Genomic DNA, 21363 nt, shown 5'->3' with positions numbered 1-21363 from the left:
CAGTCCGGTGACCGCACGTGCGACGAAAGGAACGGCCATGCCGACGTTCATCACCATCGGGTACGGCGACCAGGAGGGCTACGACCGCACCGACCCCGCGGTACGCGACGCGGCCCACGCGCACGACGAACGGCTGCGGGCGGCCGGGGCGCGGATGGGCATCGCCGGTCCGCCGGCGCAGGTGCGTAACCACGACGGCGCGGGCACCGAGGTGCGGGAGGGGGCGTTCCTGACCTCGGCGCTCCCGATCGGCGGGTTCGCCGTCATCGAGGCGGCGTCGATGGAGGAGGCGATCGAGCTGGTGTCGGGCACGCCGTGCGCGGTGGCCCACGGCGTGGTCGAGGTGTGGCCGCTGCGGGACACCCCCTAGCCGAGCCGGCGCCGCGCCGCGTCCACGGTGTCCTCCGGCGTGCTGTTGAAGGCGATCGCCGCGTCGGGAGCGTGCCGGTGCACCAGGTTGACCACCTGTTCGAAGAACTCGAGCAACGGCTCGTGCTTGCGGATGCCGCCGCCGATCACCACGCAGGCGTACCGCCTGCGGGTCAGCGCCGCCGTGATCTCTTCCTCGGCGACCGCGTCGGTCGCCGTCAGGCACAGGTCGGCCTCGATCCCGTGCTCGGCGAACCGCTCATGGCCGCGGGCGATCGCGGCCACCACCGGCTCCGGGTCCCACCCGGGGATCCGGACCGGGTCGAGTCCGATGACCAGTACCGGGCCGTGCGCCATGCGTCCTCCTCGGGCGTGCCGGAATGCCTGATCCATCACACACCGCCGAGAGCCGTCCGGTCAGCCCGCCATCCGGTTTCATCTTCCATTGCCTCGGGCAATCAGCGGGACGACGACAACCCTCCGTGGAAGGGCGACCATCATGCACGTCGGCGGCATCATCTCCGGCATCGTCATCGGTCTGATCATCGGCGCCCTGGGTCGCCTGGTCGTACCGGGCAAGCAGAACATCCCGATCTGGCTCACCCTGGTCATCGGCGTGGTCGCGGCCCTCCTGGGCACGGCCGTCGCCGGCGCGCTGGACGTGGCCGACACCAAGGGCATCGACTGGATCGAGCTGCTGATCCAGGTCGTCTTCGCCGCCGTCGGCGTGGCGATCACCGCCGGCGTGTACGGCCGCCGACGGATCTGACCCCGGCCGAGCCGCCGGACCCGCACCACATCGGCGGGTCCGGCGGCCGTGTCGATGCGTCGCGGCCGTCAACTCACAGCGGTGACGGGTCGTCGCGCAGCCGGCTGTAGAGCCACCCGTCGCGCCAGGCGCCGGCCCGGAACTCGCAGGCCCGCACGACCCCCTCCAGTTGGAAGCCGGCCTTCTCCAGCGAGCGCTGCTCCGCGGCGTTCTCGGCGTGGGTGCCGGCCTGGATGCGCTGCGCCGGGGTGTGGCTGAACAGGTAGTCGCAGAGCAGCGCCTGGGCCCGCCAGCCGATGCCCCGGCCGCGCCACTCGGGCAGCAGCACGATGCCGATCTCCCAGTAGGGCGCCCGCCCGCCGTACTGGCCCTGGAGATAGCTGAGGTAGCCGGCCGGACCGTCCTCCGCCGGCTCGACCTGCACGATCAGACCGCCGGTCCGCTCGCCGAGATAGCCGTCCTCGGCGAAGCGGCGGGCCGGCGCGGCGGCGTCCCGGAAGCCCGCCCAGTCGAGCCCGATCAGCCCCGGTTCGACCGCGAACCGGCGCAACATCGCCAGGTCCTCCTCGGCCACCGGGCGCAGCCGTACGGTCGAGCCGGGCGCCTGGTGCGCGATGCCCGCCACCGGCGGGTGGGAGCTGTCCATCCTCCGTACCGTAGTGACGGCCCGAGCCACCCGCTGCCCCGCGCGGCGGCGTCCGTCAGCCCGCCGGCCAGGTGTCCGGGCTGCCCTGTGCCCCGCCCAACCACGCCGACAGTGGACCGTGATGTCGGGCCACGGACCGCCGCATGGCGTTGACCAGGGCCAGTTGCGCGCGGGCCGGCGCCGCCATCGCCCTGTTCGAACTGCTCCCGCGACAGCGGCGCGGTGCTCGGGTCCACCGCGGCGACCTCCAGGAGCCCTCGCACCGCCCGGCCGAACCGGTCGATCTCGACGGCGACCGCGCTCGGGGCGACGAGGCTCGCGGACATCAGTGCGGCGCTCCACGCCGCCCAGTCGTAGTCCCAGCCGGCGCGGTCCAGGTGGGCGCGTCGCAGGATCATCGAGAACGTGGCGTAGTGACCCAGCAGATCCTGGTAGGCCACCAGTTGCCGGTCCCGGAGCCAGTGCTGGTCCTGCGCCCGCCGGGTGAGCATGCCACCCACGAGGACCCCGACGGTCGCGGAGAGCGCGCCGCCGGCGGTCGTGACGACGACGTCCAGCACCGCCATGAGCACCTCCCCGAGACCACCGGGCACGAGCATCGACGATCGCGGCGCCCGTCGTCAACGAACGGGAGGCGCCGGCCCGGGCTCTCAGGCGTTGGCGAACGGGCCGCCCGGGCCGAACGCCAGCGCGGCGAAACGCTCGCCGATCCGGCGGTCCGCCACCGGGTCAGGATGCAACTGGTCGGGCAGCGGCAGCTCGGCGAAGTCCGCATCGCCGTAGAGCTCCAGCCCGTCGAGATGGTGCAGGTTCGGGTCGTCGGCGGCCCGGGCGGCCACGATCCGGGCCAGCTCGGCGCGGATGACCCGCAGGGTGAGCTTGCCGGCGGCCCGCTCGGCCGGGTCACCGGTGGCGCGGAACCGCAGCGTGCCGGTGCTGAAGTCGGCGGCGCCCGGCCCGGGCGTGTCCTCCTGGATCGGGCAGAGGATCGACGACACGACCAGCAGTGGGGTGTCCGGATGCCCGTCCCGCAGGGTGTCGAGGAAGCCGTGCACCGCCGGGGTGAACGCGCGCAGCCGCATCACGTCGCTGTTCACCAGATTGATGCCGATCTTCACGCTGATCAGGTCCGCCGGGGCGTCCCGCATCGCCCGCGCGGTGAACGGATCGAGCAGGGCGCTGCCGCTGAACCCGAGGTTGACCAGCTCCACGCCGACGAGCCCGGCGGCGATCGCCGGCCAGGTGCCGGTGGGGCTCTCCGCGTCCGAGCCGTGGCTGATCGAACTGCCGTGGTGCAGCCACACCCGCCGACCCCGGTCGCCGACGGTCTCGACCGGCGCGTCGGTGCGCAACGCCACCAACTCGGTGATCTCCCGCTGCGGCAGCCAGATCTCCACCTCCTTGTCGGTGGCGGGCAGGTCGGTGAAGCGGACCGCCGCGACCGGCCCCGGCTCGGTGGTCACCGCGCCGGTGGTCAGGTCGATGGCGAGCACCTTGCCGCCGCCGGCCGTGGCCTGCCCGGTCAGCCGCCCGTCGACCAGCAGGTCGTAGCGGCCGTCCGGGCGTGGCGGGGTGCCCCGGTAGACCATCTTGGTGGCGAGCACGTCCAGCTCGACGACCGTGGCGCGGGTGCGGAACACCAGCCGTACGCCGGACGGCATCGCCTCCGCCATCGCCACCTGCGGGTCGGCGTTCTGCGCCCGGGCCCGCGCGGGCAGCCGGTGCGGCAGCACCCCGTGCGCGGTGCGTTCCAGGTCGAGCGCGCCGCGCAGCAGGTCGGCGGTGATCGGCGTGGTGATCGAGGGGCGCGCGGATGTCATGATCCGATCCTGCCCACCGGTGGTGCCGATGGCCACCTGTTTTGTCCGACAGGCCGGACTCGTGCGGCGAGCCGGCCGCCGGCCTCGCGCAAGCACCGACCCGGCTCGGCCAGCGCCGACGCCACCGACCCGGCCAGCTCGACCAACGACACCGCCGCCGACACCGCCGCCGAGGGCGTCGGCGGCGGTGAGCGAGCCCTTGAACGAGTCCGGCGCGACGACGACCCGCATCAGTCGGCCAGCACCAGCTCGACGTAGCGCTCGACCATGGTGGCGAGCACCCGGTCCGGGTCGGTCGCCCAGACCTCGGCGTTGAAGATCTCCACCTCGGTGTCCCCGGCGTACCCGGTCGCCGCCACGGCGCGGCGCAGCGGCGGGAAGTCGATGTGCCCGTCGCCCATCATCCCGCGACCGAGCAGCACGTCGGCCGGGAGCGGGGTGAGGAAGTCGCAGACCTGGAAGCTGGCGATCCGAGCCCCGGCGCGGGCGATCTGCCGCCACACGTCCGGGTCCCACCACACGTGGAAGGTGTCCACCACGACGCCGACCTGCTCGGTCGGGAACGCCTCGGCCAGGTCGAGCGCCTGCCCGAGCGTGGACAGCACCGCCCGGTCGGCGCAGTACATCGGGTGCAGCGGCTCCAGCGCCAGGCGCACGCCGCGCTCGCCCGCGTACGGGGCCAGCTCGGCGAGCGCGTCGGCGACCCGTTGGCGCGCGCCGAGCAGGTCGCGGGAGCCGGGCGGCAGGCCGCCGACGACAAGCACCAGGCAGTCGGTGCCGAGCCCGGCGGCCTCGTCGACGGCGCGCCGGTTGTCGGCCAGCGCCTCGACCCGCGCGCGCTCGTCGTCGGCGGTGAGGAACCCGCCCCGGCACAGCGAGGACACCCGCAGCCCGGCGTCGGCGACGAACTTCGCGGCGGCCGGTACGCCGATCTCGGCGACCGGCTCGCGCCACAGCCCGATCGCCGGGATGCCGGCGCGCACGCAGCCCTCGACCGCCTCCCGCACCGACCAGCGCTCGGTGGTGCGCTGGTTGAGCGACAGCTTCGCCAGCCGTGGGTCGGTGGTCATCCGGTCACCCCCGCCACCGTCAGGTATCCGCGCATCCGCGCGGCGGCCAGCTCCGGGTCGAGCAGCAGCCCGGCGGCGTCGGCCAGCCGGAACGTCTCGACCAGGTGCGGGACGCTGCGTCCGCCGTGCAGGCCGCCGACCATGGTGAAGCCGGGTTGCCGGCCGTTCAGCCAGGACAGGAACGCGATGCCGGTCTTGTAGTAGCGGGTGGGCGGGGCGAACACGTGCCGGGACAGCGGCACGGTCGGGTCGAGGATCGCCCGGAAGCCGGCCGGGTCGCCGTCGTCGAGCCGTCGCAGCGCCGCCGACGCGGCCGGGGCGACGGCAGCGAACGCGCCGAGCAGGGCGTGGCTGGAGCGGGCGCCGTCGCCCTCGATCAGCTCCGGGTAGTGGTAGTCGTCGCCGGTGTAGACCTTGACGGTCGGTGGGAGCAGCTCGCGCAGTCGCACCTCCCGGCCGGCGTCCAGCAGCGACACCTTCACCCCGTCGATCACGTCGGCGTGCGCGTGCACCAGCGCGACGAACGTCTTGGTGGCGTCGTCCAGGTCGGTCGAGCCCCAGTAGCAGGCGAGGGCCGGGTCGAACATGTCGCCGAGCCAGTGCAGCACCACCGGCGCACCCGTCGCGTCCAGCACCTGCTGGTAGACGCGCAGGTAGTCGTCGGGGCCGGTGGCGAGCGCGGCGAGGTGGCGGCTGGCCATCACCACCGCGACCGCGCCGCACTCCTGCACGTACGCGACCTGCTCGGCGTACGCGGTGACGACGTCGTCGAGCGTGTCGGGCACGCCGGTGAGCTGGTCGGTGGCCGCCCCGGCGACGATGCGCCCACCGCAGGCGGCGGCCTCGGCGGCGCTGCGCCGGATCAGCTCACGGGTGGCCGCCCAGTCCAGCCCCATGCCGCGCTGTGCGGTGTCCATCGCCTCGGCCACGCCGAGTCCCCAGGACCAGAGGTCGCGCCGCACCGCGAGCGTGGCGTCCCAGTCCAGCCGCGCGGGAGCGTCCGGCGCGTTGTCGGCGTACGGGTCGGCGACCACGTGCGCCGCCGCGTACGCGATCCGGCTGGTCGGTGGCGCGGCCGGCCGCTGCCAGCCGACCGGCTCGCGCAGGGTCAGCGTCTCGACGCCGCCGCCGGGGGTGGGCAGGGTGATCCGTGCGGTCACCTGTCGATCTCCTCGATCTCGACCCGGCGGCCCTCCCGGGCGGAGCGCAGCCCGGCCTCGGCGAGCTGCACGCCGCGCACGCCGGCCCGGAAGTCCCACGGGAACGGCTCGTTGTCGACGACGTGCCGCAGGAACGCCTCCCACTGCACCTTGAACCCGTTGTCGTAGTCGGCGTTGTCCGGCACCGTCTGCCACTGCGCGCGGAACGGCTCGGTGGCCGGCAGGTCCGGGTTCCACACCGGCATCGGGGTGGCGCCGCGGTGCTGGATGCGGCAGTCGCGCAGCCCGGCGACCGCGCTGCCGTGGGTGCCGTCGACCTGGAACTCGACCAGCTCGTCCCGGTAGACCCGGACCGCCCAGGAGGAGTTGATCTGAGCGATGACGCCGCCGGCCAGTTCGAAGATGCCGTACGCGGCGTCGTCGGCGGTGGCCGGGTAGGTGACGCCGTTCTCGTCGACGCGCTCGGGGATGTGCGTGGTGGTGACCGCGGTGACGGCGGTGACCCGGCCGAAGATCTGCTCCAGTACGTAGTGCCAGTGCGGGAACATGTCGACGGTGATGCCGCCGCCGTCCTCGGCCCGGTAGTTCCAGCTCGGCCGCTGCGCGTCCTGCCAGTCGCCCTCGAACACCCAGTAGCCGAACTCGCCGCGCACCGACAGGATCCGGCCGAAGAACCCGCCGTCGACCAGCCGCTTGAGCTTGCGCAGGCCGGGCAGGAACAGCTTGTCCTGCACCACGCCGTTCTTGACGCCCCGGGCGGCGGCGAGCCGGGCCAGCTCCAGCGACCCGGCCACCCCTTCGGCGAGCGGCTTCTCGGTGTAGATGTGCTTCCCGGCCTCGATCGCCGACCGGATCGCCTTCTCCCGCTGGGCGGTGACCTGCGCGTCGAAGTAGATCTGGTGGGCGTCGTCGGCGAGCGCCGCGTCCAGGTCGGTGGTGTAGGAGGTGAGCCCGTGCCGGGCGGCGATCTCGGCGAGCCGGACCTCGTTGCGGCCCACCAGGGTCAGCTCCGGCCAGATGCGGCTGCCGTCGCGGGCGGGCAGTCCGCCCTGTTCGCGGATGGCGAGCAGGGACCGGACCAGATGTTGCCGGTAGCCCATCCGTCCGGTCACGCCGTTGAGGATGATCCCGATAGACGTGCGCTCCACGTGTGTGTCCTTCCCAGTGCTCAGTCGGCGGACGTCGTCGCGCCCCGCAGGTCGCGGATGACGGGGGACCCGGCCCTGAATGCGCTTTCAGTAAGCGCTTTCAAGGTGTTACCGTAACCACGCCCAAACAAGCAGGTCAATACGTTCCGCAGGGGGAAAATCGATGCAGCCACGGACGCACGTGACCCTGGAAGACGTGGCCCGAGCTGCCGACGTCTCGCTGGCCACGGCCTCCCGCGCGCTCAACGGCATGCGCGTCACCCCGCAACTGCGCGACCGCGTCCTCGCCGCCGCCGCCCAGCTCGCCTACACCCCGAACGCGCACGCCCGCGCGCTGGCCGGCGCCTCCCACCGCACCGTCGGCGTCATCTGCCACGACGTCACCGACCCCTACTTCGCCGCCATCGCCGGCGGCGTCATGCGCATCGCCGGCGCCAACGACCTGCTGGTCATGCTCGCCAGCACGTTCCGCGACCCGGAACGCGAGATCGCGTACGTCTCGATGCTGCGCGCCGAACGCGCCCCGGCCATCCTGCTCATCGGCTCCGGCTTCGAGGACGCCCGCTGGGAGCGGGCCATGGAGGCCGAGCTGAAGCCCTACCTCGACGGCGGCGGCCGGGTCGCCGTGGTCAGCCGGCACCGCAGCCTCAAGGTCGACAGCGTGCTGCCGGAGAACCGGGCCGGCGCCGCCGCCATGGCCCGCGCCCTGCTGGAACTCGGCCACCGCCGCTTCGCGGTGCTCTCCGGCCCCCGCGCGCTCACCACAGTCATCGACCGGCTCGGCGGATTCCGCGACGAACTCGACGCCGCCGGCGTTTCGCTCGACCCGGCCCACGTCGTCGAGGGGCCGTTCACCCGCGACGGCGGCCACCAGGCGATGACCGAACTGCTCGACCGCGGCCTCGACGCCACCTGCGTGTTCGCGCTGACCGACGTGATGGCCATCGGCGCGTACGCGGCGCTGCGCGACCGCGGGCTCCGCGTGCCCGATGACGTCTCCGTCGCCGGCTTCGACGACATCCCGATCGTCCGCGACCTCGCCCCGCCGCTGACCACCGTGGCGCTCCCGCTGCGCGAGATCGGCGAGAAGGTGATGCAGCTGGCGCTCACCGAGAACACCGGCAGCCGGCGGCGGATCGTGCGCATGACCGGTGAGGTCGTCGTGCGCGCCAGCACCGCAAAGGTGGGTGAGTGAACACGCTGCCCTACGCCACCGGCGAGACGGTGCGGGTGCGCGACGGCGTGGCGGTCGGAGGCGGATCCGAGCCCGCCGGCCGCCACGCCGGCCGGTGTGCCGGTGGAAGCGACCGCCGCCGCGCCCGGCTCACCGGGGAGCCGCCGGCCCGGTAGGGTGCCGCCATGATCGAGGACGCGGCGTGCCGTTGACGAATCCGTGGCTGGCCGAGCCGACACCGACGAGGAAGCTGGACCGGGAACGCCTCGAGGAACGCATCCTCAACCTGCTGTCGTCGCAGAACATGTGCGTCCTCGCCACCGCCGGGCCGGACGGGCCGCTGGCCACCCCGGTGCGTTACTACCCGCTCGGCCTCACGCTGATGTTCACCGCCGCGCCGCGCTCCCCGAAGATGCGCAACATCGCCGCCGACCCCCGCGTGTCCGTCGGCGTGTTCGCGCCGCTGGTCGGGCTGGCGAGTAGCCGCGGCGCGCAGGTGTTCGGCACCGCCCGGGTGCTCGCCCCGGACCACCCGGACCACGCCCACCACTGGTCGGCGTTCCGCTGGCAGAACGAGCACGCCGAGCGGGGCCGGTCGCTGACCCAGCCGCCCGAGGAGACGCTCGTGGTCGTCGAGGCGCAACGCGTCGTCTACACCGAACACTGGTTACGCCGCGAGGGATACGCCCCACGCCAGCACTGGCGCCGCTGAGCCCCGCCCCGGCCGCCCACGCTTCGTCGACCTTGGACTTGTGGAGCCAGGGTTTGCGGTGTGCGCGTCTCTTGCGAGGTGCCACAACCCCTAGATCGACGAGCGTGCTCGGACCAGGCGCTGGGTGGCTCGGGCCGGGCGGGTCCGCACCGCGATCTCGCGGGTCGCCACCGGGTCGAAATCGGCCAGGACTGGTTGGCGAGATTGGTCACGACACCGCGGATCGCACCGTGCGCAGCAGGTGGCCGGCCAGGCGCAGGTCTCCACCGTCGACCCGGGCCAGCACGTCGATCTTCTCGACCGTGGTGTCCGTCCAGGTCGGCGCGGGGAACGCCGACCGCAGCGCGTCGGCGTCCAGGCCCCAGCCCTCGCCTGCCTCCGGCGACACGGCCAGCACGAACACGGTTCCGCCCGGCGCGGTCAGGCGCGGCAGCAGCGCCAGGTAGTCGCCGACCGCGGCCCCGCGCCGGTCCAGCGTGTGCAGCAGGCCGGAGTCGAACACCGAGTCGTACGGTGTCGGCGGCACCGGCAGGCGGGTGGCGTCGTGCACCTCGAAGCGCACGGTCAGGCCCGCCGCGGCGGCCTTGGCCCGGGCCAGCGCGATCGCCACCGGCGACAGGTCGACGCCGGTGACGTCGTGGCCGAGGCGGGCCAGCGCCAGGGCCAGCTCACCGGTGCCGCAGCCGACGTCGAGCACGCGCGGGCCGCGTACCCCGGTGTCGAGCACCGCGGCGAGCGCCGGCTGCGGACCGCCGATCTCCCACGGCGGGCGCCCGGTGTCGCTGGTGTCGCGGTAGAGGCGGTCGTAGTGGACGACGTCCGGCTCGTCGGTCATCGCGTACCCCCTCGGTCCGTGCGTGGCCACGACCCGAGCCTGCCACCTCCGACGGCGGCCGGCGTGTCAGTACGTCAGGCGGCGCAGGTAGCGGGAGCCGACGGCGGCGGTCTGCTGCGGTGTCACGTCCGGGGTGTCGTTCTCCACGATGTACTCCAGCACCTGGTGCCGGCGGAAGATCCGGGCGAAGTTGATCATCCCGGTGCCCAGGTCGGCCATGTCGCCGGTGACCGGGTCGCGGTCCTTGACGTGGTATTGCCGCACCCGCTGCGGGGCGGAACGGATGACGTCGAGCGTGAAGCCCTCCGGGTCCCGCACGCCCTCGCCGGAGTTGATGCCGCCGGTGACCGCCCAATAGATGTCGATCTCCAGGTGCACGAGCCGGGGGTCCAGCTCCTCGGTGAGCACGTCCCACGGGCGCCGGCCGTTGCCGAAGTCGATGGTGAACTCGTGCGCGTGGTTGTGGTAGCCGTACCGCAGGCCGGCATCCGGGCCAGGTGGGCGAGCGTCGCGTCGTAGCCGGGGGAGCCGTTGAGCGCGTCGCGGACGGTCCAGAGCTGGAGGCTGATCAGCTCCTTCGGTACGTGCCGCCGGCCGTGGTGGTGCCCGCCGCCGGCCTGGGCCGCGGTCGCGCCGAGCCCGGCGGCCAGCCCGACGCCGGCCAGCGCCGCCACGGAGCCGCGCAACATGTCGCGCCGGCCGAGCGACCGCCGCAGCGCGCCCTCCCCGTCGAATCCGTAGCACATGACGGCTCTCCTCTCGGCAGGTCTGCGCCGACGCCTATAGCTTTCGGTGTTCTCGCCTTAACTTCTGTCAGCGAGCGATGAAAGTGGGCGGTGTGGCATGCTCGGGCCGTGGCCTTCTACGACGTCGCGCTCGTCCTGCTCGTGGATCGGTCCGGCGCGGTGCTCATGCAGCACCGGGACGGCAACGCGCCCGTCTCACCGCACCAGTGGAGCCTGCCCGGCGGGAGCATCGAACCCGGCGAGACGCCCGAACAGGCCGCCCGCCGCGAACTGCTCGAGGAGACCGGCCTGACCGCCGGTGAGCTGCACCTGTTCTGGAGCGGCCCGCGCCCCCACGAGGAGGGCTTCCCGCACACCGTCACCGTCTACGTCTTCCGCGGCGACACCGACGCGAGGCAGGAGGACGTGGTGCTCGGCGAGGGTCAGGCCATGGTCTTCGTGCCCCGCGACGAGGTACTCGACCGGGAGCTGGCGGTCAGCGCCGCGAAGGTGCTGCCGATGCACCTGGCCGAGACTCGGCCCGCCGCCAACGCCCCGGCCGGCGCCCGCGCGGACCGGGGGAGCACCTCGCCGTCCGGCAGGTGATCCGGGCCGGCGCGCCGTCGCGCGGGGCCTGCTCTGCGGCTGCTCAGCGCAGGACGAGCAGGTCCAGCGCGTCGACCACGGGCCCGGTGTCGACCCGTGCCGCCTCGCGCAGACGCGCGAGGCCGGCGGCGTATTCGTCGTCGCTGATCAGTTGCAGCGGAGTGTGCGCCTCCCGGCGCAGCGTGGCCGTCGCCTCCCGCAGCGACGGCGCGGTGACCTGCGGCACCGGCTCGACCGCGGCGGTGGCGAAACCGGCGTCGGCGAACGTCGACTCCACGTCGGCGATCGCGGGATAGGAGTCGAGCACGCGTACCGCCTCCGGGAAGTAGCGGAACAGCGTGATCGCCTCGTGCCGGCCGGCGAACGCCGAGCGGATCAGCACCGGTGCGCCCGGCCGCACGACCCGGCGCAGCTCCCGCGCCCCGGCGGGCAGGTCGGGCACGTGGTGGACGACGGTGGAGAGCCACGCGCCGTCGACGCTGCCGTCGTCGAGCGGGAGGTGCGCGGCGTCACCGGCGAGCACGGGCCGGAACCGGGAACGGGCGCGCATGGCCGCCGACGGCTCCACGGCGACGACCTCCAGGCCCGGGAACCAGGCGGTGAACGCGCGGGCCCAGCTCCCGGTGCCGGCGCCCAGGTCGAGCAGGCGCATGCCCGGCCGTGGCGCAAGATGTCGCGCGACCGCCTGCCGCCAGGCGGTGAGCCCGTCGTCGGTCAGGTGACGCGTTGCCGCGAAGGCCTCCGCGTCGGTGTCGTCGTACGCGATGCGAGCCATGCCGTCGAGCCAACACTTCGACCGGGTGGCGGCGCAACCTCGAAGCGAACCACGTCATACCGTGCGGGATCGAGGTGATCCCGACCCTCGCGCGTCGGACCGGTCAGTCACCAAGCGAGCGACCGCCATCGATCACTATCGTCTGGCCCGTGATGAACCCCGCCTCCGACGAGGTGAGGAAGGCGACGAGCGACGCGATCTCCTCGGGGCGTCCCAGCCGCTTGAGCGGTGTCCTCTCGACGGTGGCCGCGATGAACTCGGGCCCTGCGGCGCGAGTCATCTCGGTGTCGATGTCACCCGGTGCGATGGCGTTGACCAGAACGTCCGGAGCGAGCTCCTTCGCGAAGACACGAGTCAGGGAGCGGACCGCTGCTTTCGCCGATACGTAGCCGGCGACGAAGCCGTTGCCGATGTCCGAGTACACCGAACTGATGTTGACGATGCGGCCCTGACCGGACCGGGTCAGCAGCGGCGCGAAGGCCTGGATGGTGTTGAAGGTTCCGGTGAGATTGATCTGCAGTACGCGGTCCCAGGTGGCCGCATCCAGCGTGCGCCAGTCGCCGACGAGCGTCTGGCCGGCATTGTTGACCAGCACGTCGAGACGCCCGAACTCGGCTGTCACCCGGTCGGCCATCGCGGCGACGTCTTCCCGGCTGCCCACGTCCGCCTGAATGGCGAGGGCGGGAACATCGCGCAGCTGAGCGACGGTCTCCTCGGCGGCGGCCTGCGACTCTCGATGGTTAACCACGACGGCGAAGCCCGAGGCCGCCAGTCGCTCGACCACAGCCCGTCCGATGCCACGTGATCCACCCGTGACAAGTGCGACCTTCTGCACAACCATCCTTCACTCCTTCAGCGCCGCCAGAGATCTTGCCTGCGGGCGAGTCACGTCAATGACAGGGCCACGAGGTCGGTAGTGTAAGCCACCGCTGAGAGGGTGGGTACACGCTGCTCAATGTGGCTCGCCGTGCGGTATCGGGCCTGGTCGTGCCCTCGCCGACAGCGACTCACCCGGCGGTCCGCGAGTGATGCGGCTGGGGCTGCATACCGCTGCGCCGGTCGTGTCAGAAAAGCGACATACCCGATCTTCGATCCGAGAAGATTGCCGGTTCGCACGATCCACCGGTCCGCCGGCCTACCTAGACTTTCACGGATAGCGATTGATCGACCAATGCGGAGTCCGGCATGCAGGTGCGACAACTCGGCGGCGAAGGGGTGGAACTCTTCCTGACGCATTCCTCCGATCATCGCCTCGCTGCCTGTGTAGGCGTGAAGGACAATGACGGCGAGGTGCTCCGGGTAAATTTCGGTGAGGACGATCAGGCTAACGTCCTGATCGTCGGTCGGTCGCGCACGGCGGCGCTCGGCATCTTCACCGCCATGCTACTCGATCTGGCGCGTCAACTCGTCACGACTCCGGGTCGCCGGGCAATTTACACCACGCCCCCCTTCAGCGTGCTCGACTTCTCGGGCACCGCGGAGTCAAGGACATTCACCGAGGCGGCGATGTCGTTGCCGCTTCCGGTCAAGTTGGAGCGTGCGACGGACACCGCCATGACCACACTGACCGACTTCCAATTCGAACTGCTCCGCCGACGTCGGCAGCCCGACTCGCCGCGACACGCCAAGTTCCTCTTCCTCTGTGCCCTGCAGGCCGCGCACAACCTGCGTTCGCGTGGGTCCTACGCACTGGCGGAGTCCAAGGAGAACGCGGCCAAGTTCGGCCAGATTCTGCGCGACGGAGCGCGGCAGTCGCTGTTCACGGTGGTGTGGTGCAACAGCTTCGAAAATATCGCCCTCACCCTAGACGATGGGGTGAGGCCGTTTCGGCACATCATCGTCCTGCATGACGTTGCCGCCCTGCCGGAACAGTTGGCGGAGATTCTTCCCGAGCCGGGCCGGCATGCCTGGGTCATCGATCGTTCCCGGGCGACCGCTACGCCCGTCATCCCGTATGTCGTTCCTTCTCAGTCATGGTGCGACATGGTGATAGGGGCATTCGAGTGAGTCTCGACCATGTAACTTCGGATCGTCGCCACAACCGCGATCTGCAACGCATACGGGTTTTCATCTCCTCTCCCGGGGACGTGACCGAGGAGCGCGCCGTGCTCCGCAAGATCCTGGACGACCTGCCCTACGATGCTTTCCTGCGTAACCGCGTCACGATCGAGGAGGTGTCTTGGGACCGACCTCGCGCCGAAGTCCCACTGCTCGCCTCGTACACCCCACAGGAAGCGATCAATCGAGGGCTCCCTCGACCGAGTGAGTGCGAGATCGTGGTGGTGATCCTATGGGGACGAATGGGCACACCCCTGGGTGCCGAGTACCGGCGGCCTGACGGGGAACTGTTTCGCTCCGGCACAGAATGGGAGTTCCAGGACGCGGTGAGCGCGGAACTCGCTACTGGACGTCCCAGGGTGCTGCTGTATCATCGGTCTTCGAGGGTCTATGTGTCCCTGGATGATCCCGAGCTCGACGAGAAAAAGATGCAGCTCCGCCTGGTCGAAGAATTCTTGGCAACTGCTGGAGCGTCCGCCGGGAACAGCGTTATGGGTATCAATCGATACGCGGACGTAACCAACTTCGGCTCACTCGTCGAAGGCCATCTGCGTTCGGTCGTCAAGGACCTCATGGATGAGGAGCGGCAGTTGAACATGAACTTCAGCGCCGGCGGCGACGTCCCTACCGCTCCGTTTCCCGGCCTGCGTCCATTCCATGAGGACGAGTCGTTGGTCTTCTTCGGTCGAGAGCGGGAAACCAGCGAGCTCATCCGACGACTCGGCGACCCGAAGCATCGGTTCGCGGCGGTCATCGGCGCCTCCGGCGCCGGCAAGTCCTCGCTGGTCAACGCCGGGCTGGTGCCTGCGCTGAGGGCCGGTGCAATTCCCGGCGCCAACAGCTGGCGGATCATGCGGATGACGCCGGGCGAGATCGAGGGCAACCCGTTCCACGCGCTGGCAGCCGAGCTCGCGGACGTCTCCACCGATGTCAGGGCCAGCGCCGTACAGGATCTCGCGCTCAAGCTGGAACGCGACCCCGGCAGCTTCGGCCAGCACGTCGACAGTGTCCTGCACGAGCACCCGTCCTGGGCCAAGGTTCTGCTCCTGGTCGACCAGTTCGAGGAGTTGTTCGCCTCCACCACTGAGGAGCGCCAACGCGCCCAATTCGTGACGCTGCTGTCAGAGGCGGTGAAGACGCAACGCGTGGTCGTCCTGCTCACCCTGCGCGCCGACTTCTACGCGCACTGTCTGGACCATCCCGAACTCGCGGCCCTGTTGCGGGACGGATCGTTCCCGCTGGGCGCACCGACCATGGGGGCTCTCTTCCGGATGATCACACGTCCGGCCGAGATTGCCGGACTGCGCTTCGAGGCACAGCTCGCCGAGCGCATCCTCGAGGACGCCGGTGCCGAGCCTGGCAGTCTCGCCCTGATGGCCTTCGCTCTCAACCTGATCTGTCAGCACGCCAGCGACGACCGACAACTGCTCGTCAGCGAGTACGACCGGATAGGCGGGATCCGGGGCGCCATCGCCACTCGTGCGGAGGAGATCTTCGACCACCTGACTGCTGCGAATCGAGAGCAGTTGCCCGTGCTCTTCCGCAAGCTGACAGACGTCAGCGAGTCGGGTGCACCGGTGCGGCGGCGTGCCCGCTTGAGCAGCCTGTGCCAGGACCCGACCACCGAGCGCCTCGTCGACACATTGACCCAGGCCCGCCTGCTTGTCGTCAGCGACGACGAGCACCGGGAGGCCACGGTGGAGGTCGCGCACGAGGCGTTGTTCGCGTCGTGGCCACGTCTGGCGGAGTGGATCCAGCAGATCCAGGACGAGATGACGCTTCTGCGGCAGCTACGACGCGCGGCGGTGGACTGGGATCGGTCCGGCCGCCTCGACGCGTTCCTGTGGCCGCACGAACGGCTGGTCACGGTCGAGGACATGTTGCGCAACCTCAACCCCGAGCTCGACCCGACGATCGAGGCGTTCGTGGTTCCCGAGGCGACCCGGATCCTCGCCGAGGCGGAGCAGCGGACGTGCCCGCACCAGCGCCGGGCGAGCATCGGTGATCGGCTCGCGGAGATCGGCGATCCCCGCGCGGGGATGGGGTTGGATGCGGAGGGCCTACCTGACATTCTCTGGCGCTCTGTCGAGGGTGGTCGGGTACGACTCCGCGATGTCGGCGAGGTCGACGTGTCGGATGTCCAGATCGCGGCCTATCCCGTGACGTATGCGCAGTACCGAGCGTTTCTGGAGCACCCGGACGGCTTTCGCAACCCCGCCTGGTTCGAAGGGCTGGCGATGCGACCGGAAATGCCGGGGCGGCAGTTTCGCGGCCTGTTCAACCACCCGGCGGAGAACGTCGCCTGGTACGACGCCGTCGCGTTCTGCCGGTGGCTCAGCGCGTCGTCCGGCAGCGCCGTACGGCTGCCTGCCGAATGGGAGTGGCAACTGGCCGCGTCCGGCCCCGGTGACGGCCTGCGCTATGCATGGGGCGAGGGCTGGTTCGACGAGCATGCGAACACGCTGGAGTCCGGGCTGGGCCGGACGGTGGCCGTCGGCCTCTATCCCGCCGCCGCGACCGCCGAGGGCGTGCACGACCTGCACGGCAACGTCTGGGAGTGGTGTCTGAACGGACTGTCCGAGGACACGGTGGAGGGCATCGACTACGGCTCCGACAGGGCTCGAGTGGTCCGCGGCGGATCCTGGCTGGTCGCGCCGTCATTCACCCGGTCGAGCTTCCGCGGCTGGGACGATCCCGAGCTGCGATACCCGGCCCTCGGCTTCCGGCTGGTGCGCGAGATCCCGTCCTGAGGACCTCGCCTGGGCGGACCTCCGGCGTTGCCGCCGGGCGTCCGCCTCAGGCCAGGGGGTCACGGCCACCGGTGTTGACGGCGGTATGTCGTCGAGCGACTCGAGCACCGGGTAGACCGTTACCGCATAGTCCCGCAGGAGAGCCGCGAAGTGCGACAGCAGGCTTCCCTTGAGCAGTACCGGGCAGCCGGCCCGTTTGAGGTCGAGTCCCATCGCGTTCGCCGCGGCAGGGTCGCGGAACGCCGCGCCCGTGAAGTCGATGTAGGGGAGCTGGTCCGCCGGCCGGTCCAGCAACGCACGAATGTCGTCGGGCCTGCGGACCGTGACGAAAACTCCGGTCGCGACCGCGCCGGGCACGGGCTGTGTGCTTGGTCGCACGGTGTAGTACCGCAGCGCGGCCTCGGCCGGGCTCAGCCCGGAGACCTGCCAGGTCACCACCCGCTCGTCGACCGGACCGCAACCGTTGAGGACCAGTTGTTCGACCCGGGCCGCGCCGAAGACCTGGCGAATCGACGATAGGTTACGGCCAACCGCGTCCAGCTCCTCGGCGTCAAGCACGGGAACCGTCCGCAGCTGCGGCGGTACCTCCTCCGGGAGCTGGCCGGGAGCCCGCACTGCGTGCGGCTTCGCCGGGATGGTGCTCCGGTGCAGCGTCAGGTCGTCGAGGTCGATTTCGTAGACGTCGTGCGCGCAGGTTTCGAGGCCATCGAGCTGGCCGTAGAGCGCGGAGACGGTGGCGATCGGTTGGTCCGTCGGGCCGGGCGCTGTGGCGATCACCGAGGCCCGCAGATCGGTCCAGTTGCACACCAACAACGCGACCTCGGCAGTGTAGTCGTCACGAGCATGCTCGATGATGTGACGCCAGAAGGCGGTGACGTGCGCTAGACCGGAGTCGACGTCGATGAACGGGCCGGACACCGGCATGAGGTCGCCGGAGCCGAGCGCGGACCAGTATGCCGAGCGCATCGAGACCGGCCCGTGGGGAAGGAACCTGTCGAAGACCGAGTGCATGGCCTCCACGAGCTCGGAGGTCAAGCGCCCGCCGCTGCGTTTGAACGCCTCGAACGCGGCGGGCAGGATGAGGGACGCCGGAACGACCGTGATCGCGGCGCGGCCCGCGAGCCGGAACGGGACCAGTTTCGCGCTGCGCAGCGTGGTGGCCCGAGCCTCGCCGACGAGCGGACCGGTCGACACGGACCCGGCCGAATAGGGCAGGGGACGTGCCTGCAGCAGCCAGAGGTCGTCACCTTCGTCGATAAGCCACTCAAGGTCGAGCGGGGCATCCACCGACCGCTCCAACCTGGTCGCCCACGCGACGAGATCAAGCGCGTGGCCGGGCGAGAACGGCCCGGCCGGAAGGGGCGGAACGGATCGGGTTCGCTTGTCCACCAGACAGGTCATGACCTCGACCCGGTTCTCCACCACATTGGCCGGCGATCCCTCGGCGTACTCAATGAGGACGTTCGTCGCATCGCTGGTGCCAGGGATGATTGTGTATGCGACGCCGCCGGCGCGCGGTGTCACCGCTTGCTGAATGATGACGGCCATGCCTAGTTCATCGACCGGGAGGCCGTTGGTCTCCCGGTAGGCCATCGCCTCCGCCGTGAACGCGGATGCCCAGACCCGTAGAATCGCCGACTCTAGTTCCTCAGCGGAGCTGACACCGGTCTCGCTGCGGTAGATGCCCGGCGACACGGCGCTCGGGGTGTCCTCGGTGACGAACGACGAGCGGACAGCCAGGCGTCGCCGCCCGTCCGTGCCGGCGGGAAGCGATTCGGCGTGCGCGCGGATCGCCGCCGTCAGGTCGGTGGGGATCCGGAGGTCGGCCACGAGGGCGGGCGGACGACGTGTCTCGTCGCCGGCCGGTGCACCAGCGGTGACGGCGTGCCGCAGCGCCGCGGTGGTCAGGCAGAACGACGGCGGGCAGGGTGCCCCCCTGCTGAGAAGCGTACCGAGACCTCTGGCCTTGCCGCCGATCTCGGCAGCCGGTGTCCGGTGGTAGTCGGTGTCCTGGACGATCCAGACCGCTTCGGTCACCTCGCGGCTCGCCGGATGGTGGATCGCGCGCGCACCAGCGGGCAGGCGCCGGCGCACATGGTGCACGCCTGTCCCTCGTGGTAGCCCAACCCTTCGAACAACGAAACTGCATCTTCGCGGTGGATGGCGTGTTCGGCCATCGTCGCCCAGTCGTTGCGGTTTCGCGCCTCCGAAAGCTTGGCGTCGCGGCTCACGTCGCCGTGGCAGCTCACCGCAGCGGTGTGCAGGGCAATCTGGAAGTATTTCACCGCCTGGGTGATGTCGTCGAGGGACGGGATGTGGCAGTGCTCTCCTGCGGTGACACACGTAATCCACGACGTGCCGTGCTGCGCGGCGGTCGTGGCGCCGATCGCGCCGACGACGTCGTCGTAGCCGACGCCGATGTCGGTCGGTGTGGGGCCGAGCGCGCCGAACGGCGCACCGTGCAGCCTCCTGCGCCCGAGGTCGCAGTAGGCCGGAATCAGGTTCAGCGGTACGTGATTGACCAACTCGACCGAGACCTTCACCCCGTGCTCCTGTGCCCGGTGCACCAACTCGGTCTGAACGTCGATCTCGTCGAGGTGTGCCGCGTCGAGTGCGTCGGCGATGCTGCCCGGACGATAGGTGCCGGCGAGGCTCAACGCCATGCCGCTGCCGCGACAGATGTCCAGAATCTCGTCAAAATATCTCAGGTAGAGGTTCTCGCCGTCGAGATGCAGCGACAGTTCGGCCATCATTGCGCCGCCGCGGCTAGTGACCGGGATGACTCGTGAGCTCTCGCCGACCTGACGCGCCATCGCGAGGGTTCCCGAGGCGTGGATGGTGACGAAGTCGACCCCCTCGCGTGCCTGTCGATCAAGGACGCCGAGCACGGCGGATCGGGTGTCCTCGCCATGGCGCAGCACGCGGCGATGAATCTCGTATGTCGGGACGGTCCCTAGAGCGATGTCGAGCGTATCGAGGACTCGCTGTCTCATGCGGAAGTCATCGTTCGTCGTGACATCGGTCAGGGTGTGCGCGCCGAGCGCGTGAGCACGCATCGCCTTTGCGTACTCGGTTTCGCTGTTCGTCTGACCCGGGGTGACTCCGACTATCACCCCGAGTACCGGTGGGTGCGGTCGGCCCATCATGACGCCGGAGATATCGTGCGCGTGGTTCTTCATGCGGTAGGCGACGGGTGCAGGAACCGCTTCCGAGGGCTGGGCTGACATCAGCTCGGGCTCCTTCCGGGCCGGCATGACGAACCAGAGCATCGGTCGCGGCGGCGTACGTCAACCACGACCTAGGGCAGGCGATGCCCTACTTTCGTCAGACTAGTTGAGTGCGGTCGGCAGGAAAAGGCCAGCGGCGGTCTGACGGCGCCGGCCGACGTGACTCGGCGAAAGCATCGATCACTTTCGCGCGTGACATCGGTGGATGTTCTCGGCGTAGCCTGAGTGGGGAGGCGCCAATGGCCGCACAGCACACCCTCATGCCCGACGAGAACACTCTGCACGGATACTTCTCGTGCGAGATGGAGCCGGTGCTCACCGTCGATCCCGGCGATTCGGTGCGATTGAGCACCTTGGACGCCTGGTGGTCGAGCGTGCCCTACACAGGTGGACCGATTGAGGAGCGGCCGAAGGTGCCGCAGTTTCGCGCAGGCTTTGGTCATGCGCTTGTCGGGCCGATCGCGGTGCGGGGCGCCGTCCCCGGCAACGTGCTCGAGGTGCATGTGAACGCGGTCATACCAGGCAGATGGGGCACGTGCGCGGAGCCGCAGGTGCAACTCAACGCCCGTTACGGGATTCAGGGTGCCGAGGCGGTACACACTTGGGTGCTCGACCCGGAGGCGATGACGGCGCGCAATCAACACGGGCATCGGGTGGCCCTTCGCCCCTTTCTGGGCGTGATCGGCATGCCGCCACCGGAGCCGGGCCTGCACTCAACGTTTCCGCCGCGCTGGCACGGCGGAAACCTCGACTGCAAGGAACTGATCGCCGGTAGTGTGCTCTATCTGCCCGTCCCCGTGGACGGGGGCCTGCTCTCGGTGGGCGACGGACATGCCCGGCAGGGCGACGGGGAGGTCAGCGGCACCGCGATTGAGTGCCCGATGGACCGTGTCGATCTCACGATCGGTCTGCGTACCGACCTGACTCTCGACTGCCCGACCGCTCGGACTCCCGCTGGCTGGATCACGATGGGGCTAGGGGAGAACCTCGATGAGGCGACGCAGCGAGCGCTCGATGCCATGTTCGGCCTCGTCGGTCGGTTGCATCAGGTCTCCCGCGCGGACGCCATTCTGCTCGCCAGCGTAGTGGTGGACCTGCGGATCACGCAGATCGTTAACGGCGTGGTGGGCGTACACGCGATCCTGCCCCACGACGCGATCGGCTGAGACCGCCGGACCGAGTACCCGTGCGGCTGTGCCACGAGTTGCATCGCCCTCTCGGCAGGCGGCGACGCTGCCGCCCACCGGCCGCCTTCCCACTCTGGGCCGCGGCCGGCAGGTGGCACGGTGCTCGGAGGCCAGCCCGACTGCTCTGTCCAGCAATCGGCTGGCGGAGGCGAGCTGGTCGTAGTGGGCCGCGGTGAGCGCGAGGGAGACCGCGTCGCCGATCCGCCGGCACTGCGGGCATCCGGTGCGGAAGACGTGGCGGCGCAGCGGGAGGACATGGTCGTGCAGGGCGGCGGGGAGCAGGTTCAGGGCCTGGCGGAGCTCGTCGGGTGACACTGGTGCCTCCTGGTGAT

The 21363-nt window shown here is 70.6% G+C and carries 22 protein-coding genes; 10 read left to right on the top strand and 12 right to left on the bottom strand.

From position 1 onward, the window contains the following. Nucleotides 1-37: 37 nt before the first annotated feature. The gene (locus ACGFI2_RS10695; RefSeq protein ID WP_393513961.1) at nucleotides 38-370 is read left to right on the top strand and encodes a YciI family protein; all 333 of its coding nucleotides are present in this window, start codon (nucleotides 38-40) and stop codon (nucleotides 368-370) included. On the opposite strand, the gene ACGFI2_RS10690 is transcribed toward ACGFI2_RS10695, so the two are convergent. Next, complete coding sequence (locus tag ACGFI2_RS10690) at nucleotides 367-726, bottom strand: hypothetical protein (RefSeq protein ID WP_393513958.1); 360 nt, start codon at nucleotides 724-726, stop codon at nucleotides 367-369. The genes ACGFI2_RS10695 and ACGFI2_RS10690 overlap by 4 nt on opposite strands. Before the next feature lie 142 nt (nucleotides 727-868). Between ACGFI2_RS10690 and ACGFI2_RS10685 the strand changes: the two genes are divergently transcribed. Beyond that, a complete protein-coding gene (locus tag ACGFI2_RS10685) occupies nucleotides 869-1138 on the top strand; it encodes a GlsB/YeaQ/YmgE family stress response membrane protein (RefSeq protein WP_393513955.1) in 270 nt (89 codons plus the stop codon). Nucleotides 1139-1211: 73 nt separating this feature from the next. Here ACGFI2_RS10685 and ACGFI2_RS10680 read toward each other — a convergent pair whose 3' ends face one another. From ACGFI2_RS10680 to ACGFI2_RS10660, 5 genes are all read right to left on the bottom strand, one after another. Next, on the bottom strand, nucleotides 1212-1784 hold the full coding sequence (locus tag ACGFI2_RS10680; protein ID WP_393513953.1) for a GNAT family N-acetyltransferase: 573 nt from the start codon (nucleotides 1782-1784) through the stop codon (nucleotides 1212-1214). Nucleotides 1785-2434: 650 nt separating this feature from the next. Beyond that, on the bottom strand, nucleotides 2435-3604 hold the full coding sequence (locus ACGFI2_RS10675; protein ID WP_393513950.1) for an SGNH/GDSL hydrolase family protein: 1170 nt from the start codon (nucleotides 3602-3604) through the stop codon (nucleotides 2435-2437). 230 nt (nucleotides 3605-3834) lie between these two features. Further along, a complete protein-coding gene (locus ACGFI2_RS10670; protein ID WP_393513947.1) occupies nucleotides 3835-4674 on the bottom strand; it encodes a sugar phosphate isomerase/epimerase family protein in 840 nt (279 codons plus the stop codon). Then, on the bottom strand, nucleotides 4671-5834 hold the full coding sequence (locus ACGFI2_RS10665) for a dihydrodipicolinate synthase family protein (protein WP_393513944.1): 1164 nt from the start codon (nucleotides 5832-5834) through the stop codon (nucleotides 4671-4673). The genes ACGFI2_RS10670 and ACGFI2_RS10665 overlap by 4 nt, the downstream gene beginning before the upstream one ends. Further along, a complete protein-coding gene (locus ACGFI2_RS10660) occupies nucleotides 5831-6982 on the bottom strand; it encodes a Gfo/Idh/MocA family protein (protein WP_393513941.1) in 1152 nt (383 codons plus the stop codon). Before ACGFI2_RS10660 ends, ACGFI2_RS10665 begins: the two co-directional genes overlap by 4 nt. Nucleotides 6983-7145: 163 nt before the next feature. Here ACGFI2_RS10660 and ACGFI2_RS10655 point away from each other — a divergent pair, with 163 nt between their 5' ends. The 3 genes from ACGFI2_RS10655 to ACGFI2_RS10645 are packed head-to-tail and all read left to right on the top strand — an operon-like array spanning nucleotide 7146 to nucleotide 8868. Continuing rightward, entirely contained in the window at nucleotides 7146-8177 is a 1032-nt protein-coding gene (locus tag ACGFI2_RS10655) for a LacI family DNA-binding transcriptional regulator (protein WP_393513938.1), read from the top strand. After that, a complete protein-coding gene (locus tag ACGFI2_RS10650; RefSeq protein WP_393513935.1) occupies nucleotides 8174-8332 on the top strand; it encodes a hypothetical protein in 159 nt (52 codons plus the stop codon). The genes ACGFI2_RS10655 and ACGFI2_RS10650 overlap by 4 nt, the downstream gene beginning before the upstream one ends. A gap of 26 nt (nucleotides 8333-8358) precedes the next feature. Next, complete coding sequence (locus tag ACGFI2_RS10645; RefSeq protein ID WP_393513932.1) at nucleotides 8359-8868, top strand: pyridoxamine 5'-phosphate oxidase family protein; 510 nt, start codon at nucleotides 8359-8361, stop codon at nucleotides 8866-8868. Nucleotides 8869-9076: 208 nt separating this feature from the next. Here the strand turns inward: ACGFI2_RS10645 and ACGFI2_RS10640 are convergent, their stop codons facing one another. Both ACGFI2_RS10640 and ACGFI2_RS10635 read right to left on the bottom strand, forming a co-directional pair. Further along, nucleotides 9077-9733: a class I SAM-dependent methyltransferase gene (locus ACGFI2_RS10640; RefSeq protein ID WP_393513929.1), complete on the bottom strand. Its 657-nt coding sequence runs from the start codon at nucleotides 9731-9733 to the stop codon at nucleotides 9077-9079. 36 nt (nucleotides 9734-9769) lie between these two features. Then, nucleotides 9770-10111 carry a sugar phosphate isomerase/epimerase family protein gene (locus ACGFI2_RS10635; protein ID WP_393513926.1) on the bottom strand — a complete coding sequence of 114 codons (342 nt, stop codon included), beginning with the start codon at nucleotides 10109-10111 and terminating at the stop codon, nucleotides 9770-9772. Between the two features lie 446 nt (nucleotides 10112-10557). On the opposite strand from ACGFI2_RS10635, the gene ACGFI2_RS10630 reads away from it, so the two are divergent. After that, a complete protein-coding gene (locus ACGFI2_RS10630) occupies nucleotides 10558-11034 on the top strand; it encodes an NUDIX domain-containing protein (protein ID WP_393513923.1) in 477 nt (158 codons plus the stop codon). Nucleotides 11035-11077: 43 nt separating this feature from the next. Here ACGFI2_RS10630 and ACGFI2_RS10625 read toward each other — a convergent pair whose 3' ends face one another. Then, nucleotides 11078-11809 (bottom strand): class I SAM-dependent methyltransferase, encoded by a 732-nt coding sequence (locus ACGFI2_RS10625; protein ID WP_393513920.1) that lies wholly within the window; start codon nucleotides 11807-11809, stop codon nucleotides 11078-11080. 103 nt (nucleotides 11810-11912) lie between these two features. Next, nucleotides 11913-12650 (bottom strand): SDR family NAD(P)-dependent oxidoreductase, encoded by a 738-nt coding sequence (locus ACGFI2_RS10620; protein WP_393513917.1) that lies wholly within the window; start codon nucleotides 12648-12650, stop codon nucleotides 11913-11915. 344 nt (nucleotides 12651-12994) lie between these two features. Here ACGFI2_RS10620 and ACGFI2_RS10615 point away from each other — a divergent pair, with 344 nt between their 5' ends. Beyond that, complete coding sequence (locus tag ACGFI2_RS10615) at nucleotides 12995-13816, top strand: hypothetical protein (RefSeq protein WP_393513914.1); 822 nt, start codon at nucleotides 12995-12997, stop codon at nucleotides 13814-13816. Further along, nucleotides 13813-16617, top strand: a complete 2805-nt coding sequence (locus ACGFI2_RS10610; protein ID WP_393513911.1) for an SUMF1/EgtB/PvdO family nonheme iron enzyme — start codon at nucleotides 13813-13815, stop codon at nucleotides 16615-16617. The genes ACGFI2_RS10615 and ACGFI2_RS10610 overlap by 4 nt, the downstream gene beginning before the upstream one ends. On the opposite strand, the gene ACGFI2_RS10605 is transcribed toward ACGFI2_RS10610, so the two are convergent. Together ACGFI2_RS10605 and ACGFI2_RS10600 are read right to left on the bottom strand one after the other, a co-directional pair. Continuing rightward, entirely contained in the window at nucleotides 16525-18720 is a 2196-nt protein-coding gene (locus ACGFI2_RS10605; protein WP_393513908.1) for a PEP/pyruvate-binding domain-containing protein, read from the bottom strand. The genes ACGFI2_RS10610 and ACGFI2_RS10605 overlap by 93 nt on opposite strands. Beyond that, nucleotides 18651-19886, bottom strand: a complete 1236-nt coding sequence (locus ACGFI2_RS10600) for a phosphomethylpyrimidine synthase ThiC (protein ID WP_393513905.1) — start codon at nucleotides 19884-19886, stop codon at nucleotides 18651-18653. Before ACGFI2_RS10600 ends, ACGFI2_RS10605 begins: the two co-directional genes overlap by 70 nt. Before the next feature lie 197 nt (nucleotides 19887-20083). Here ACGFI2_RS10600 and ACGFI2_RS10595 point away from each other — a divergent pair, with 197 nt between their 5' ends. Both ACGFI2_RS10595 and ACGFI2_RS10590 read left to right on the top strand, forming a co-directional pair. Beyond that, on the top strand, nucleotides 20084-21010 hold the full coding sequence (locus tag ACGFI2_RS10595) for an acetamidase/formamidase family protein (protein ID WP_393513902.1): 927 nt from the start codon (nucleotides 20084-20086) through the stop codon (nucleotides 21008-21010). 120 nt (nucleotides 21011-21130) lie between these two features. Beyond that, on the top strand, nucleotides 21131-21343 hold the full coding sequence (locus ACGFI2_RS10590) for a hypothetical protein (RefSeq protein WP_393513900.1): 213 nt from the start codon (nucleotides 21131-21133) through the stop codon (nucleotides 21341-21343). Nucleotides 21344-21363 lie beyond the last annotated feature (20 nt).

The organism is Micromonospora sp. NPDC049282 (assembly GCF_043197045.1).
In the GTDB taxonomy this organism is placed as follows: domain Bacteria; phylum Actinomycetota; class Actinomycetes; order Mycobacteriales; family Micromonosporaceae; genus Micromonospora.
This window is presented reverse-complemented; position numbering and strand designations above follow the sequence as displayed.